Source organism: Butyrivibrio sp. LC3010, from assembly GCF_000424385.1.
Classification (GTDB): domain Bacteria; phylum Bacillota; class Clostridia; order Lachnospirales; family Lachnospiraceae; genus Butyrivibrio.
Map to the genome: position 1 here is coordinate 145,093 of NZ_AUJU01000010.1, position 18,035 is coordinate 163,127.

The window sequence follows — 18,035 nt, forward strand, 5'->3', positions numbered from 1 at the left end:
TAGTTTTCAATGACTTTCCGAACATATTGAGGAAAAAAGCGTTCAAGAAATTCAATGTTCTATAAATCAGATTAATTTTATCATATTTGGAAATAGTAATTTATGAAATTTTAAGAGATTTTTTAATTAAATATAGTTTTTACATAATTGTATACCCTCATGATTGAATGGTATCATGATTAATACAGAGTTTAACTTATTTTTTCTAAAAAAAGTAGGAGAAATGCATTATGAAAATGTATAAAGGAAAAAATTCATCGGCAAATGTAGCTGATGCAATTAAAGGTCTCTCAAATCCCCAACTCATAATTTTCACAAGTGATGCTGATCACTTCGATGCAAATGTTGCAGAGATTGAAAAGCGTTTTCCCGGAGTGCCCAGTATTGGTTGTATAGGTATGGGGTATGATTCTACGATCCAGGAAAAAGGAGTTAACATTACTGCATTCACTGAAGGAGTTAAGGTAAAGACAGGTGTTCTTGAGACTGTTTCTTCCATGCCTGCACGTCATATTAAAAGAATCGAGCAGGATATTGAGGATATCAAGCCCGGAAAAGAGAATACCGCAATCATTGATTTTTGTACAGGAAATGATGCAGCGGTACTTACAACATTAAGAAGACTTGTAGATAAGTTTAACCTCCAGGTAATGGGGGCTACAGGTGATGCAGGAAAAGCCTCTGTAAATGGTAAAATCTATGAGGATGCTATGGTTTACGCTGTCATTAAAAATGAGGGCGGCCGCGTTAAGACTTATAAAGAAAATATTTACGAACCCAAAGATAATAGACAGCTTATAGCATCCAAGACTGATAAGGCTAAATATTTTCTGGGTGAGCTGAACGGCAGATCTGCTAAGCAGGTTTATATGGATCTCACCGGTGCAAGAACTGACAAGGAAATAATGGACCAGACTTTCCAGAATCCTCTTGGAAAGATGGTAGGTAATGATGTTTGTATCTGCTCAGTAAAGGATGTGTCAGGAAGCGGACTTATTCTTTACAGACAGATTAATGACTCAGATATTCTCACACTTCTCGAAATGCGCGATCCGATGGAAGTTGCGCAGCATACTATAGATAAGATCAGGAATGATTTTTCAAGGATTTCCGGTATTTATTCTGTCAATTGTATATTCAGATATCTGGTACTCTCAGGAAGAGGAGAAATGGATACATATCTTGGTAAAATAGCTCAGCTTGGACCATCCTGCGGACTTATCGGATTTGGAGAGCATTATAACACTCAATTTGTTAATCAGACGATGACATGTGTTGTTTTTGAATAACCGTGGTCTTAGCCAGATAAACATTTGTTTAAAGATGAGAGGGAGATAGCAATGCTTACAGATATTTTTAAGAAAAAGACGGAACCGGCTGAAGCTCAGAGCAATGAGCCTTCTAAAGAAGCTTTTGATGCAGAAAAAAGGGAAGCCCTTATTTATATTGCTGATTCTGTGAAGACATTTCAGAAGGAGCTGGTAAGAAATGAGGTATCCTCGCTTACAGAAATCCATGATATGGGCGAGGCAGTGGAAAATGTTATCAGCAGTAATACACAGCTTAGAAATGAAATGGATGCTTTTAATGAAATGTTTGCGGCTGTAAACGAAAGCGCTGGAAAATTCCAGGATGTTAAGGTGAATATCCTTAACAGTGTTCAGAATGCCCAGAATAAAGTGTCAGAGCTTAAGGATTCTTCAAATGAAGTCCGTGCAAGCTTTGATGAGATGACCCAAGGGTTTGAGAACTTTAAGAGTGCAGTTGATCAGATATCCGATTACATGAAAAAAATCATCGGTATTGCTACCCAGACAAACCTCCTTGCACTTAACGCATCAATCGAAGCTGCAAGAGCAGGTGCTGCGGGAAAAGGTTTTGCGGTTGTTGCTACAGAGGTAAGAGAACTGGCAGATGAGATCAAGGTGATGATCAGTCAGGTAAATGCTTCTATTGACGCAGCAGGGCAGGAGAGTGAGAAATTATCTCTGAGCATGCAGAATTCCATAGCAGCTATGGATCGAAGCATCCAGGAGGTTGATGAGACAAATGCAACATTTGATGAGATCATAGAAAGTGCTAACGGAGCGAATGTAGTTCAGCAGGAAATTGCTGATACTGCAGATGCGGCTTCTGATGAACTTGGAAGAATCGGCAACAGCTTCACTGATATCAATAATAAATATGATGCTCTCGTTAACCAGCTTGAAAGAGTTAATTCGCTCGGTACGACAAAGAGTAGTGTTTTCGAGCACATCGATAATCTGGTATCTCAGATTGAGCCTATTGTAAAAGATAGGAAATAAAAATGAAAGCCTATTTTGACATTAAATAGACAACATATATGCGAAAATGTATTATAATGTCCAGGGGGTTCGGTTAATTCAGAACAGCCTTGGACATTTTGCGCTATTCGGAGGTAACTGGTATTGAAGTTTAAATTGCCCAGGATAAAACTATCTGATATCAGGACAATGTGTTTTGAAAAAATTGGCATTCCGTTATATGTTATAGCCGGCGCTCTGCTCAATATCATCATTGCCTTTATAATGAATGTTTTTAAGCTGCCGCTTTATTTTGATACCATAGGTACTGTGTCAGTGTCTGTTCTTTGCGGAATTTATCCGGGAATTGTTACTGCAGTACTTACGAATGTGGTGTGTATGCTGTTTAATCCCACGGCAATCTACTACATGATAATAAACGTAATGATAGCGCAGATTACCTCATTATATTCATATAGAATGAGGCAACAGAAAAAAATGAATTTCTTTGTATTTGTATTCGCTGTATCGTTTGCCGCCGGTATCGTCGGAATGGCATTCCAGTGGATTCTTCTTGGTGAGCCTCAGTTTGTGGAAGTTGTCGAGATGGCTGCGTTTATCAATGAGCAGCTTGGAATCAATTATGTTTTTTGCACCTTTGTCATAAATTTGCTGCTTAATATATTGGATAAATCCGTAACTATTTTTATTGCGCTGTCTATTGTGAAAATAATTCCTGAAAGGTACAGAGAGGCAGCGTTTGAAGGTGGATGGAGACAAAAGCCGCTTTCTGTTGAAGAAAGAGAAAAAATAAAGAGAGAAAATATTCGAAACAGAAAATCCCTCCAGAGAAAAATAACCACCATGCTTGTAGTAGATTCATTTGCTATTGCTGTCATCATGGGAATCACAGGCTTAAGACTCTATTATTCAAATCTTAAAAGCGAGTACAGAACCAATGTTAAAAATGCCGCAAAACTCGCATCAGAGGTGGTAAATGCCAATTCTATAAACTGGTATCTGAACAGTGGTAAAAAACCTATAGAATATAATAATTCAGAATATCAGAAGACGAATAAGCTTCTTTCTTCAATCAGGGATACTGTTCCCGGAATAGAATATGTCTACATATACCAGATAAAAGAGGATGGATGCTACATAGTATTTCATTCAGATGAAGCATTTCGGACGGAAATGTATATAGGAGAGGTTATCCCCTTCGACAAATCATTTGATCCATATCTTCCGGCACTTCTTGCAGGAGAGAAAATTGATAACTTTGAAAGAGCTGATGTTTTCGGCTTTATTATTACTGCCTATGAACCGATTTTTGATTCCAAGGGCAAATGTGTTGGATATGCCGGAGCAGATATATCAGAGTCTTATATCGGTGATTATATGAGGGTATTTACTTTAAGAGTTATTCTTATTTTCTCAGGATTTTTCATACTTATCCTGGGATATGGTCTATGGATGACAGGCTTTTATCTCATATATCCCATTAATTCAATGGCGTCATGCCTTGATGACTTTATCGAAGATAATACTAATCAGGAAAAGCTTGATGAAAATGTAAAGAATATCAAATCCCTCAATATACGAACTGGTGATGATGTTGAAAAACTATACAGGTCAATATGTCATATGGCTTCAGCCACTGCAGAACAGATGAGAGATATCAGGCACTATGCAGATGCCAATGCCAAAATGCAGAACGGCCTTATCATCACTATGGCTGATATGGTTGAAAACAGGGATTCTGAAACAGGAGCACACAGCCAAAAAATCGCAGCATATGTCAAAATAATACTTGAAGGATTAAAGAGAAAAGGATATTACGCATCAAAGCTTACTCCTAAGTATATTGGAGACGTGGTTACATCAGCTCCTTTGCATGATGTAGGTAAGATAAATATACCGGATGCCATATTGAATAAACCCGGAAAGCTTACTCCGGAGGAATTTGAGATAATGAAGACTCATACCACAGCGGGTAAGCAGATAATGGAGCATGCCATAAGCACAGTAAGCGGTGAGAACTATTTGAAGGAAGCCAGAAACATGGCTGCTTATCATCATGAGAGATGGGATGGAAAGGGATATCCCGAGGGACTTCATGGTGAAGTCATTCCGTTGTCAGCCCGAATAATGTCTGTTGCGGACGTGTTTGATGCTCTTGTATCAAAGAGAGTTTATAAGCCGGCATTTCCGCTTGAACAGGCCATAGAGATTTTGAAGGAGGGCGCAGGAACTCAGTTTGATCCCAAATGCGTTGAAGTCTTTTTGGAATCCATGGATGAGGTAAAAGAGGTACTTATCCAATATCAGAATTTGTAAATACTGTATTTTCGGGAATCAAAAGTTTCTGATATTCTGAGAACAATTTTAATAACCGGAGGATGAATACTTAAAGTATGAAGGGCAGAAGTTTAAAGCAAATATCCGGAATAGCTATGATGACAGCTCTTATTTCACTTATAACGGCAGGGCTGGTGGGGGATTTTTGTGCCCATGCCGCAACAGGTGAAGATTTAATCCAGAGAATGGCAGATAATGAAGATGTCAGGACCGGAGGTGGATATGCTGCATCAGGTCAGATCAATGATGTCGGTTTCACCACTGTTCTTTATGATGCAAAAAACGGACTTCCCACATCTGACGCTAATTCTATATATTCAGCCAGTGATGGGTATATATGGGTAGGTGGCTACAGCGGAGTATTCAAATACGACGGAGAGTCTTTCGACAGACTTGATTCATCCGGAGGACTTACCAACGGTAAGGTTTTTTACGAAGATCACAAACATAGAATGTGGATTGGAACCAATGATAATGGAATTGTGATCATAAACAATGGCGAAAATATAAGGATTACTTATGAAGACGGGCTTCCGTCATCGTCCATCAGAGGATTTGGGGAAAGTAAAGATGGAAAAATGTGGATTGGCACCGCAAATGGTGTTGTATATGTTGATGAGGACGACTACAAGGTTTATGAGATTGATGATGACAGGCTCAGGAATCAATATATTATAAGACTTTCTGCAGATGCAGAGGGTAAGGTTTACGGAAACACCAGAAGCGGCGATGCCTTTTGTATTGCAGGCGGGGAGGTCAGTGAATATATAACCGGAGCAGATATAGGAGTAGATGCTATCACAGCCATCTATGCCGATCCTGATAAACCCGGATATGTATATATAGGTGGGAACGGGGATAAGATTTATCACGGCCCTTTTGGAAAAAAGAAAACCAGATATTATGAGATTTCAGTTTACCCATTGTCCGGAGGTGTTGTGTGGATTACTTCTGCCTGCGACAGAATTTGGGTCAGTTCCAGTTATGCTCTTGGCTATATTGATGAAAATCAGAAGTTTCACACTTTAGACGGAATTCCAATCGATAATTCAATTGAAATGATTACTGATGATTATCAGGGCAATATTTGGGTTACATCTTCCAGACAGGGTGTAATGAAGATAGTAAGCAGTAATTTCAGAAATCTTACCAATATTTCAGGTGAGCCGGAGGAGGTTGTAAATACGACCTGCCTTTGGAATGATAATCTGTACATCGGAACGGACAATGGATTACAGATAATTGATGACCAGGAACAGATCGTACACAATGAACTGACTGATTTTTTTGGTAAAACCAGAATCAGATGCATTGTTAAAGATAATAAAGATTACCTTTGGATATGCGCTTATGACGATAAAAAGGGTCTTATCTGCGTAGCTCCCAATGGAGTGATAAAGAGCTATACAGAAGGTACGGGACTTATCAGTAATGAAGTCCGCTGTGCAACTGTTGCCAAGAACGGTTCAATACTGGTGGGAACGAATGGCGGAGTCTCTGTTGTAAAAGATGGAAGGGTTGCAAGAAGCTACGGAGAAGAAGACGGGCTTGAAAATACAGTCATTCTTACAATAGAGGATGGCGGAGACGGCATTATATATGCCGGTACTGACGGCAATGGAATCTATGAGATCAACAAGCATGAGATTAAGAAGATCAGCAGAGAAGAGGGTCTTACCAGTGATGTTATTCTTCGCATAAAATATGATGAAAAGCGGGATATCTACTGGATAGTAACATCCAATTCGATTGAATATATGAAAAACGGAAAGATAGTTAATGTAGAATCTTTCCCCTATAACAATAACTTTGATATTTATTTTGATGATAATGATAATTTGTGGGTTTTATCATCCTATGGTGTATTTTGTGTAAGAGCGCAGGATATGCTTAATGATGATGTAAAGGATTACAGATTAAGCACAGTGGCAAACGGCCTTCCCAGTGTACCTACAGGGAATTCCTTCAGCTATATGACTGAGACCGGAACCATATTTATTTCAGGGCGCACAGGTGTGTCAAGTGTTAATGTAAATCATTACTTTGAGCAGTCTTCAAAGATAAAGATAGGAATAAGAAGCGTTCAGAGTAATGGCGAGACAATATATCCAAATGAGAATGGTGAGTACATTCTGCCTGCAGAATTTGGGCGAGTTCAGATAAGCCCGGCAATTCTTGATTATTCTATGACTAATCCCACGGTACACATGTATCTTGAGGGAAATGAAGACAGTGGAATCACATCTACCCAAAACAGAATGTCTGCTCTTGAGTACACAAGGCTAAGATATGGTAATTATAATCTGCATGTACAGATAATTGATCCTTCAAATGGTGATGTTTATCAGGATGAGATTTTTAAGATAATAAAAAAGCCTCACTTTTTTGAGCTGACCATAATAAGAATACTGCTTGGACTTGTTGTTGCAGCTGTTGTCGGACTTACAGTATGGAGAATTATGTCCGGTACTGTTATCAGGAAGCAGTATGAGCAGATAAGGGCTGCAAAGGATGAGGCAGAGAGGGCAAATCTTGCAAAATCAAGGTTCCTTGCCAATATTTCCCATGAGCTCAGAACACCTATCAACACGATAGCCGGCATGTCAGAGATGATAATGCGTGAGGATCCGACAGACGTTCCCAAGCCATATTTCCTGTCAATGATCAACTATTCCTACGATATTCAGAATGCCACCGAAGCACTCATGAATCTGATAAATGATCTTCTTGATATATCTAAGATAGAATCAGGGAAAATGCACCTTGTTGAGACAGAATATGATACTATTGAATTATTAAGATCTGTAGTTACAATGATCAGAGTCCGCAGTGGACAGAAGGATCTTTCATTTGAAGTTAAGATTGATGATCAGCTTCCCAAGAAGCTTTATGGTGATTCCGGTAAAATTAAGCAGATAATTCTTAATCTGCTTACTAATGCTGTAAAATACACAGAAGAGGGCGGATTCACTTTAAAAGTTTCAATTGCAGAGATGACAGAGGATAAGTGCAGTATTCGTGTTTCTGTCAAAGATACCGGAATAGGTGTTAAAGCAGAGGATGTGGATAAGCTTTTCACAGCCTATGAAAGACTCGATGAGGAAAAGAACAGTGCCATTCAGGGAACCGGTCTTGGACTTGATATTTCAAGAAGGTTTGCCGAGCTCATGGAGGGTCATTTGTGGTGCGAGAGTGAATACGGAGTAGGTTCCGAATTTATATTCACTTTTTCACAGAAAATCGTCGACAGAGAGGGCATTGGCAAATTCATAGAGCACGATGAAAAGGCTGCAAGAGGACCTTATGTTCCGAAGTTTGTAGCTCCTGATGCAGAGGTTCTGGTTGTGGATGATAATCCCATGAACCTGAACGTAATAAAGAATCTGCTCAAGGCTACAAGGATGTTCGTCACAACTGCAGCAAGCGGAGAAGAGTGTCTTGAAAAGATAAAGTATGGAAACTTCAATATCGTTCTTCTTGATCACATGATGCCGGGAATGGATGGTATTGAAACGCTTCAGGAGATCAGAAAGACACATCCTGATCTTCCGGTTTACGCACTTACTGCCAATGCGGCAGCAGGCGGTGAAGCCTTCTATAAATCAAAGGGCTTTGATGGATATCTTGCAAAGCCTGTAGATACTGAAGAACTTGAGAAAGCCATAATGAAGCATCTTCCTTCGGAAATAATGATGGAACCTGTTGTGAAACCGGCTGAGGAGAAAGAGGTATTTCCTGAGGATAAATACTGGTTAAATGATGTAGAAGGAATTTCGGCATTATACGGAATCAAGAACTCCGGCGGAATTACGTCGTTTATTAATTCAATTACGCTGTTTTATGATACTATAGATAGTAATTCAGAAGTTATTGAGAAAGCATATAATACAGGGGATATAAAGCTTTACACTGTAAAAGTGCATGCTTTGAAGAGCTCGTGCAGGATAGTGGGAGCTATGGAATTATCCTCCCTTGCTGAACAGCTTGAGGAAGCGGGAAATAAAGGGAATATAGCCTTTATTGATGCCAATACCGGAAAGCTTTTGCATGATTACCGCGCATATAAAGATAAGCTGGCAAGGCTTCAAGGCGAAGATGCTTTTGAAAACAGTGTAGAAAAAGAGCCCATACCGGATGATGAGCTTGAAGGTGCTTATGAAGCCCTTAAAGAATTGATTCCTCAGATGGATTATGACAGCATAGAGATGGTTTTTGGAGAGCTTAAGAACTATAAGCTAAAGGACGAGGATGCAGAAAAGATAGGGAAGCTTAAGAAGCTTCTTAAAACCTTTAGTTGGGATGAAATGGAAAAACTGATACAATAAATATATAAAGAATATCACTGGCATAAGGTATAAATGCAAGCGCGGTATCTGTATACTGCCAGTTACTGTTCAGACAGCTCTGCGCACTTGCTGCGCTGAGCGTGAGAATGTTCTATGTCTTGAATATAGGATTTGCCCCTTTGCCGAAGGCAACTGGAATGGGCAAATCCAGTTGCTGTGAGCACCGTAAGGTGTGAACAGTAACTACTGCCAGAGTTTATCAGATAGAACCTGGTTTTTTATGAGGAGATATTATGACTAAGAAGCGCATAATGGTTATAGGGGAGAAAGAAACCTTCCTTGTAAAAGTGCTTATACAAAAAATTAAAGATGCTGATATGGAATGTATCTTTAAAAAATGGGACATCAACAGTATAAATGAGGGCTGGGAGGGTACAGACCTTGTTACAGCCTACATGACTGATGGTGACAGACCAAGTGAGGATGTTCTGCGTTTTTTGATCGACAAGCTGACAGATGAAGGAAAGCAGATCATTCCAATAGGCGAGCGGAGCGACATAAAGTATATCGAAGACCATGTGCCGGCTGACCTTGTTTTCAAGTCATTTGTCCGTCCCATTGATAATGTGGAGTTTGTATCAACAGTTAATGATCTTTTCAGTAAGGCTGCCCTTGGGGAACTGAGAAAGAGCATATTGGTTGTTGATGATGATGCAAGCTATCTTGGACTTGTGAGGGAGTGGCTGAGAGAAAAGTACAAGGTTTCCATGGCAAGCTCGGGGTTACAGGCTATCAAGTGGCTTGGTAAAAACAAGCCGGATCTCATTCTGCTTGATCATGAGATGCCTATAACTTCAGGACCTCAGGTGCTTGAAATGCTCAGAAGCGATGAGGAGACAAAGCATATTCCTGTTATGTTTCTTACCGGAAAAAGTGATAAGGAAAGCGTTATGGCTGTTATGGCACTTAAGCCTGAGGGCTATTTCCTGAAGACAATAGCAAAGCAGGAGCTTTTGGATAAGCTTGAGGAGTTTTTTATATTGCATAGATAAATATTGACTAGTTGGGGGCTTTTTAATGTTTGAATTTGTAAGGGTGCACCAGTTGAACATAATGCTGTTCCTTGCAGGAATGTGCGGTATAACTGCGTTTTATGCACTTCTGTCAAAAACGTTGCCGGCAAAGAGAAAGATATACATTATATACCTTGAGTTGGATGGAATGATTCTTATGCTTGCCGACAGGTTTGCTTATATTTTTCGAGGGGATGAATCTACACTGGGATATTGGATGGTCAGGATAACCAATTTTCTGGTATTCTTTATTTCTCTTTCAGTAATTCATGCATTTAATCTGCTATTTGCAGACATACTTCGTGAAAAAGGTAATCTGGGTCGGGTGCCGATTGAGCTTCGGTTTGTGGATTTTTTTATTTCCATTGGTGAATTGCTGCTTATTGTATCCCAGTTTACAGGTCTTTACTACACCTTTGATGAGACAAACCATTATAAGAGAGAACCGGGACTTTTTGTCTGCTATGCATGTACACTGCTTTCTCTCGGATTTCAGCTCATATGTATAACAAAGTACCGTAAAAATTTAAGGCGAAGACTCAGATTTGGATTTCTGGCATTTACTATTGCCCCGATAATATCCACTATTGCCCAGATTTTTCTATATGGGCTTTCTCTCACAAATATTACTATTGTGATCATTTTGCTGATCATATATACCTTCACGTTGATAGATATCAATGAAACAGCTGAACTTGCAACTCAGAGTGAGATTGATTATCTGAAAAAAGAGAGTGTTAGCATAAAGAGGCTTTTCGAGCAAACCGCCAGCGCTCTGGCAACCGCGATTGATGCCAAGGACAGTCACACGCACGGACACTCTGCCAGAGTTGCGGATTATGCCAGAAGAATTGCAGTAGAGCAGGGGAAGACAGAAAAAGAATGCGATGAGATCTATTATGCGGCACTTCTTCATGATGTAGGAAAAATAGGAATTCCGGATGATATTATAGCTAAAAGCAGCAGACTTACAGACGAGGAATACGAAGAGGTTCAACAGCATGTAAGTATAGGTGAGGAGATTTTATCAAGTATTACGGAGTTCCCTTACCTTAGTATTGCGGCTAAATATCATCATGAAAGATATGATGGAACAGGTTATCCTGATAAGCTTGCAGGAGAAAACATACCTGAGATTGCGAGAATAATCTCTGTAGCGGACGCATATGATGTTATGACTTCCAAGAGAAAATACAGGGATGCGGGACCGCAGGAAAAGGTCAGAGAAGAAATCATAAAAGGTACAGGAACTCAGTTTGATCCTGTTTTTGCAAATACAATGCTTCACCTGATAGATATGGATAACACCTATGAAATGAAAGAGAGAACAGAAACCATAGGCCTTGCGGGAAATAAGGACCTTCATCCTGCGGAGTACAGGAGCAAAATCTCAGACGGAATAATTGTTGATCAGACTCCGGTGAAAATTCATATATCCTGTAAACCGGATGAAGATACAGAAAATGAATTTCATATACCCGCTTTGGTCCTCTATGATTCACTGGATGGAAAGATATACTACCAGCCGGATAAGATTGAAGATTTAGGCTATCTGGAATTTGGCGAGTTATGGTTTGACGGAAATAAAATCTGCAGCGGTGCAAGAGATATTCAGGTAAAGACAGAATACTCTGACAGGGAAAAATATAACGCACTGATAAAGAGTAAAGATGTTATTGAATATGACATTGAGGCTGTAAAAATAAGAGATCACGCAAAGATAGTTATTAGCAGTAAATTTCTCAAGGTGGAAGCTATAATTGCTCTTCCGGACGCTGTAAGATACATGTATGCTGCACTTACAGGTGAGTATTGTTATATTTATAATATTTCGGCTGACAAGGCGAAAAAGCCTGTGCCCAATGATTATATACCCAGAATTGCTGAGGAGATCAGCTATATCGACAGGCTTGAAGGGGATGTTCCGAATATTCAGATTGAAGGATATCACTTTGCCAAAACTGATGGTGTGCCTGTCAGGGATGGTATGAGAATTGAATTCCATACAATGTGCCTTCCAACAGCCAGACTTATCTGGCATTGTCCTCACATAATTTTATTCTATTCAGACGATAAAAAGGTGGATGGAAAAAATTACAGGGAATTTGCTCTCATAAGACTTGATGGTGAGTACTGGGATTCCAAGGGTCACTCTGAGAACAAGATGATCACAAACTTTACAGAGAACTTCGAATCCTGGGATGCCTGGAAGGAGCTCAATAAAAAGGGCTATAACTGCGAGCTGGAATTCAAGCGATTTGGAAGCAGAGTCACGCTTACCACCGAGAACGGGGGAATAGCCATAAAGAACATTACGAATATCCCTGAGGATGTCAAAGATGTGTATGTATCACTTTCCGGAGACCAGGTGGCCCTCACAGAGATAAGGTATTTGTAAGCTAAATTACTCTTGTGCAATTGATTTATTTTAATTTCTTTACTAACAAAATTAATCAATTTTGTATAATTGATTGACAAGCGGACTTATTGGAAGTAAACTTTTAAACAACTTAATACTTTAAACTGATGAAGCGGAGATAACGGCAGTGATGCCTTCACAGAGAGTCCGGGGTGGTGAGAGCCGGGTAAGAAACAAGTTGTCAAATGGACCGCTGAGGGAACGATACAAAGGAATTTTACCGAGTATATCGTTACGTAGGGCATACGTCAGTTGCCGGGGATATGTTGGTATCCTGATAAGCGCATAGCTACAAACTATGAATTCAAGGTGGCACCGCGGATATAGTATATTATTCGTCCTTGACAGAAGTGTAATTCTGTCAGGGGCGTTTTTTTAGTGTAAAGCAGAACCATGCAACCAAAATTACCTGAATGCTTGCAGCAATGCATAGTAGAAAATAAAAGTCACAGCGAGGAGGAAGTACAATGATCAAGGAAGCAATCGTAAAAATCGTAAACAAAGAGGATCTCACATACAATGAGGCTTATGCAGTTATGAATGAGATAATGGGCGGTGAGACAACTCCCACACAGAATGCTGCATTTTTATCAGCTCTTTCAACAAAGAGTGCAAGGGCAGAGACAACAGAGGAGATTGCAGGTTGTGCAGCAGCCATGAGAGATCATGCAACAAAGGTTGACACTGGCATGGATGTGTTCGAAATCGTTGGCACAGGCGGAGATAACGCTCACAGCTTCAATATCTCAACTACTTCAGCTCTCGTGGCTGCAGCAGGCGGAATGAAGGTTGCAAAGCACGGCAACAGGGCAGCATCTTCAAACTGTGGAACAGCTGACTGTCTTGAGGCTCTTGGAGTGAATATTCAGCAAAGTCCTGAAAAATGCATAGAGCTTCTTGAAGAAGTAGGAATGTGTTTCTTCTTTGCTCAGAAGTATCACACCTCAATGAAATATGTAGGTGCCATCAGAAAAGAGCTTGGCTTCAGAACAGTTTTCAATATCCTTGGACCTCTCACAAATCCCGGTTCACCTACAATGCAGCTCCTTGGTGTATATGATGAATATCTTGTTGAGCCACTTGCACAGGTTCTTATCAATCTCGGTGTAAAGAGAGGCATGGTGGTGTATGGCATGGATAAGCTGGATGAGATTTCTATGAGCGCACCGACTAAGATCTGTGAGATCAAGGACGGATGGTATAAATGCTACACAATCACACCTGAGGAATTCGGTTTTGAGAGATGCACAAAGGATGATTTAAAGGGTGGTTCACCTGAAGAGAATGCTGAGATTACAAGAAAAATCCTGGGCGGAGAAAAAGGACACAAGAGAAACGCTGTTTTATTGAATGCAGGCGCATCACTTTACATCGGAGGCAAGGCTGACAGCTTCAAGGATGGAATAGAGCTGGCTGCTGAAATCATTGATTCAGGAAAGGCTTTGGATACACTTGAAAAGCTTATCGAGGTAAGTAACCGCGAGGCTGAGATGACAGCCTGATTCTGCAGGGGAGTGATAATAAGTTATTAAAAAATTGGAATGACCTATGATAAACGACATCAGGACTTCTCCCATAAAGGTGATCCGCCTGATGTCGAGTTACCGCAAGTGATAACACTTAGGCCGAATGGATGAAAAATATATGACAATTTTAGATGAACTCTCTGAATATGCAAAAGTAAGAGTAGAAAAAGCAAAACAGAATAAATCATTAGAGGATCTTAGATTTGAGGCAGAAGCACTTCCAAAAGGCGATTTTTCATTTGAGAAGGCGCTGAGAAAAGAAGGAATGTCCTTTATCTGTGAATGTAAGAAGGCATCGCCCTCAAAGGGAATTATCGCTGAGGATTTTCCATATCTGGATATTGCGCTGGATTATGAAAAGGCAGGTGCTGACTGCATCTCGGTTCTCACAGAACCCAAGTGGTTTCTGGGAGATGACAGATACCTTAAGGAGATAGCAGACAACGTAAAGATTCCCTGCCTCAGAAAAGACTTTACAGTTGATGAATACATGATCTACGAGGCAAAGGTGCTGGGAGCTTCAGCCGTTCTTCTTATCTGCAGCATTCTCGATGCAGAGCAGATGAGTGAGTACATACAAATCTGTGATGAACTTGGTTTATCAGCCCTTGTGGAAGCCCATGATGAAGCTGAAATAGAGATGGGACTTGATGCAGGTGCAAGAATAATCGGTGTTAACAACAGAAATCTGAAGGACTTTTCAGTGGACACCTCAAACAGCATGAGATTTACACAGATGATTCCCAAGGATGTTATCTATGTATCAGAGAGTGGAATCAGAAATGCAGAAGATGTGAGAATCCTAAGGGAAAACGGAGTGTCCGCAGTACTTGTAGGAGAAGCACTCATGAGGGCTTTTGACAGGAAGAAGGCTCTTTTGGAGCTTAAGGGCATCTAAACAATTTCTTGAATGCAGAGTAGAATGCCATTTTCAAAAATAAAGCAATTGGTATGGCATGGCTTTGGAATTTCATAATATTAAAAAATTCATTTGACAGGTAAATGGATTTTGAATTTGCAGGAAAAACAAAATGACAAAAATAAAATTTTGCGGACTTAGAAGAGAGCAGGATATTACAATTTCAAATGAGCTCAGGCCTGATTATATAGGCTTTGTTTTCTGGGAAAAAAGTAAGAGGTATGTGACTTTTGAAGAGGCAAAAGGACTAAAACAAAAGCTGGACAAAAGCATAAAAGCGGTTGGTGTTTTTGTGGATGAAGAGCCTGAGGTAGTTGCAGAAATAGCAAATAATAAGACTATCGATATCATTCAGCTCCACGGACATGAGGATGAAGAGTATATAGAAAAGCTCCGCAAAATGACTGATGCCAAAATTATAAAAGCCTTTCAAATCAGAAATGTGAAGGGCATCGAATCCGGTGGTGGAAATGGTGAGAATAAGAAAATTGATAGGAAAATTGAACAGATCAATAATTCCTCTGCAGATATGGTTCTAATCGATTCCGGCCAGGGAACAGGGAAAGCCTTCAATTGGGAGATTTTGCAAAAAGTAACCCGTCCGTATTTTCTTGCAGGCGGAATAAATATTGAAAATATCGAAGAAGCAATACAGATATCTCCTTTTGCCATCGATGTCAGTTCTGGAATTGAAACAGGTGGCGTAAAGGATGAGGAGAAAATGAAAAAAATCGTAGCAGCTAAAAGGAGTAAACAATGACAGTATCAAAGGGAAGATTCGGAGTCCACGGTGGACAGTATATACCTGAAACTCTTATGAATGCAGTGATAGAGCTTGAGAAAGCCTATGATCATTATAAGAATGATCCAGAGTTTAATGCAGAGCTATCAGAACTGTTAAATGAGTATGCAGGAAGACCATCAAGACTTTACTATGCAAAAAAAATGACTAAAGATCTTGGTGGGGCAAAGATTTATCTAAAGCGTGAGGACTTAAATCATACCGGTTCCCATAAGATTAATAATGTTTTGGGTCAGGCACTTCTTGCAAAGAAGATGGGAAAAACCAGACTTATAGCTGAAACCGGTGCAGGACAGCACGGCGTTGCCACAGCAACCGCAGCAGCCCTTATGGGAATGGAATGTGTTGTTTTCATGGGAAAAGAGGACACAGAGAGACAGGCACTTAATGTCTACAGAATGCGCCTCCTTGGGGCTGAAGTAATACCTGTTACTTCAGGAACAGCAACCCTTAAGGATGCAGTATCAGAGGCTATGAGAGAGTGGACAACGAGAATTGATGATACTCATTATTGTCTTGGCTCCGTAATGGGACCTCATCCTTTTCCTACAATAGTCCGCGATTTTCAGTCAGTAATCTCAAAGGAAATCAAACAGCAGATTCTTGAAAAGGAAGGCAGACTTCCAAGCGCTGTTATTGCATGTGTAGGCGGCGGATCAAACGCCATCGGAAGCTTTTACAACTTTATCGAGGACGAGGGAGTAAGACTCATAGGCTGCGAAGCAGCAGGCCGCGGAATAGACACATTTGAGACAGCTGCAACAATAAATACCGGAAAGCTTGGGATTTTCCACGGAATGAAATCATATTTCTGCCAGGATGAATACGGACAGATAGCACCTGTTTACTCCATATCTGCAGGACTTGACTATCCGGGAGTAGGACCTGAGCACGCTCATCTTCATGACATCGGAAGAGCTGAATACGTTCCTGTTACAGATGATGAGGCAGTTAATGCATTTGAATATTTATCAAAGACAGAGGGCATAATTCCTGCGATCGAGTCATCACACGCAGTAGCCCATGCGATTAAAATAGCACCGACCATGAGTAAGGACGACATAATTGTAATTACTATCTCAGGAAGAGGCGATAAGGACTGTGCAGCAATTGCCAGATACAGAGGGGAGGATATCCATGAGTAAAATAGCAGAAGCATTTAGCAACAAAAAGGCGTTCATACCATTTATAACCTGTGGTGATCCGGACCTTAACACAACCAGGAAAATCATAGGAGAGCTTGTGAAAAACGGAGCAGACCTTATTGAGCTTGGCATCCCTTTTTCAGATCCTACAGCCGAAGGTCCTGTGATTCAGGGCGCAAATATCAGAGCTTTGAAAAATGGAATAACTACTGACGACATTTTTGAGATGGTAAAGGAAGTCAGAAAAGATGTCACAATTCCAATGGTGTTTATGACCTATGCTAATGTGATCTTTTCCTATGGCATGGACAGATTCTTTGAGAAATGCAAGGAAATTGGGATGGATGGCGTTATTCTACCTGACGTTCCCTATGAAGAGAAGGAAGAATTTGAAGTCACAGCTTCTCAGTATGGAATTGATTTTATTTCAATGGTGGCACCTACCTCAGAGGAGAGAATTGCAACCATAGCTAAAGATGCAAAGGGCTTTATTTACATAGTTTCAAGTCTTGGCGTAACAGGAACAAGAACCAAAATAAACAGTAATGTAAAGGGACTTGTTGAAAAGATAAGAAAAGCTACTGATGTTCCCTGCGCGGTGGGTTTTGGAATCTCCACTCCTGAACAGGCATCAGAAATGGCAAGTATCTCTGACGGTGCAATCGTTGGGTCAGCAATTGTCCGAATTATTGAACAGTATGGAAAAGACGCACCAGCTCACGTTGGACAGTTTGTTAACAATATGAAGAGTGCATATGCTTGATATTCTTTAGTGTAACAAGAGGAATAAAGACAATCTTTAGTGTAACAAGAGAAATAAAGACATTTTTTGATATAGCAATTGGAATAAAGTTTTTTTGTGTTGGCGTTGAAGGAGTCCCAATGTGACATTTACCGATTAAGACTCCCTTCGCGGGTACATCGTTACGATCTGTAATCAGTCAGGGCGCGAAGAAATTTGAAATAGACTGTGAGGATTGTAATAGAGTTTAGGGTAAGGATGAGTCCTTGAAGAAGAATGATACATTAGTGACTGACTATAAAATAACACATTTATATCAGCATTCAGTCTCATAAGACAATAACACTATAACAGACTGATCACTGACAGTATTTTTTTTCTCGAAGAGGGAGTCTAATAAAAACAGGTACGCGAATAGACTGCATGGCAGGCATAAGTAAAAGGCCGCAGAGGGAGTCTATGGAAAGCAAGTACGCGAATAGACTGCATGGCAGGCATAAG

Annotated in this window: 11 protein-coding genes and 1 other annotated feature; all 11 genes read left to right on the forward strand. The window is 40.2% G+C overall.

The features are described 5' to 3' along the window. Positions 1 to 230 precede the first annotated feature (230 nt). The 11 genes from G622_RS0109430 (at position 231) to trpA (ending at position 17,555) form a co-directional block, all read left to right on the forward strand. Positions 231 to 1,289: an FIST signal transduction protein gene (locus tag G622_RS0109430; protein ID WP_026510512.1), complete on the forward strand. Its 1,059-nt coding sequence runs from the start codon at positions 231 to 233 to the stop codon at positions 1,287 to 1,289. 51 nt (positions 1,290 to 1,340) lie between these two features. Beyond that, positions 1,341 to 2,306, forward strand: a complete 966-nt coding sequence (locus tag G622_RS22385) for a methyl-accepting chemotaxis protein (protein WP_044915028.1) — start codon at positions 1,341 to 1,343, stop codon at positions 2,304 to 2,306. Positions 2,307 to 2,429: 123 nt separating this feature from the next. Beyond that, on the forward strand, positions 2,430 to 4,601 hold the full coding sequence (locus tag G622_RS0109440) for an HD domain-containing phosphohydrolase (RefSeq protein WP_049945772.1): 2,172 nt from the start codon (positions 2,430 to 2,432) through the stop codon (positions 4,599 to 4,601). A 77-nt stretch (positions 4,602 to 4,678) separates the two neighbouring features. Next, on the forward strand, positions 4,679 to 8,947 hold the full coding sequence (locus G622_RS22390; RefSeq protein ID WP_155831443.1) for a hybrid sensor histidine kinase/response regulator: 4,269 nt from the start codon (positions 4,679 to 4,681) through the stop codon (positions 8,945 to 8,947). Between the two features lie 254 nt (positions 8,948 to 9,201). Further along, positions 9,202 to 9,960: a response regulator gene (locus G622_RS0109450; RefSeq protein WP_044957411.1), complete on the forward strand. Its 759-nt coding sequence runs from the start codon at positions 9,202 to 9,204 to the stop codon at positions 9,958 to 9,960. Positions 9,961 to 9,985: 25 nt separating this feature from the next. After that, on the forward strand, positions 9,986 to 12,379 hold the full coding sequence (locus G622_RS0109455; RefSeq protein ID WP_026510515.1) for an HD-GYP domain-containing protein: 2,394 nt from the start codon (positions 9,986 to 9,988) through the stop codon (positions 12,377 to 12,379). A 119-nt stretch (positions 12,380 to 12,498) separates the two neighbouring features. Beyond that, positions 12,499 to 12,746: a binding site (T-box leader), on the forward strand. Between the two features lie 121 nt (positions 12,747 to 12,867). Continuing rightward, complete coding sequence (gene trpD, locus G622_RS0109460; RefSeq protein WP_026510516.1) at positions 12,868 to 13,902, forward strand: anthranilate phosphoribosyltransferase; 1,035 nt, start codon at positions 12,868 to 12,870, stop codon at positions 13,900 to 13,902. A gap of 142 nt (positions 13,903 to 14,044) precedes the next feature. Then, positions 14,045 to 14,824: an indole-3-glycerol phosphate synthase TrpC gene (gene trpC / locus G622_RS0109465; protein WP_026510517.1), complete on the forward strand. Its 780-nt coding sequence runs from the start codon at positions 14,045 to 14,047 to the stop codon at positions 14,822 to 14,824. 133 nt (positions 14,825 to 14,957) lie between these two features. After that, positions 14,958 to 15,605: a phosphoribosylanthranilate isomerase gene (locus tag G622_RS0109470; protein ID WP_026510518.1), complete on the forward strand. Its 648-nt coding sequence runs from the start codon at positions 14,958 to 14,960 to the stop codon at positions 15,603 to 15,605. Further along, the gene (gene trpB / locus G622_RS0109475; RefSeq protein WP_026510519.1) at positions 15,602 to 16,792 is read left to right on the forward strand and encodes a tryptophan synthase subunit beta; all 1,191 of its coding nucleotides are present in this window, start codon (positions 15,602 to 15,604) and stop codon (positions 16,790 to 16,792) included. Before G622_RS0109470 ends, trpB begins: the two co-directional genes overlap by 4 nt. Then, positions 16,785 to 17,555, forward strand: a complete 771-nt coding sequence (trpA, locus tag G622_RS0109480; RefSeq protein ID WP_026510520.1) for a tryptophan synthase subunit alpha — start codon at positions 16,785 to 16,787, stop codon at positions 17,553 to 17,555. Before trpB ends, trpA begins: the two co-directional genes overlap by 8 nt. Positions 17,556 to 18,035 lie beyond the last annotated feature (480 nt).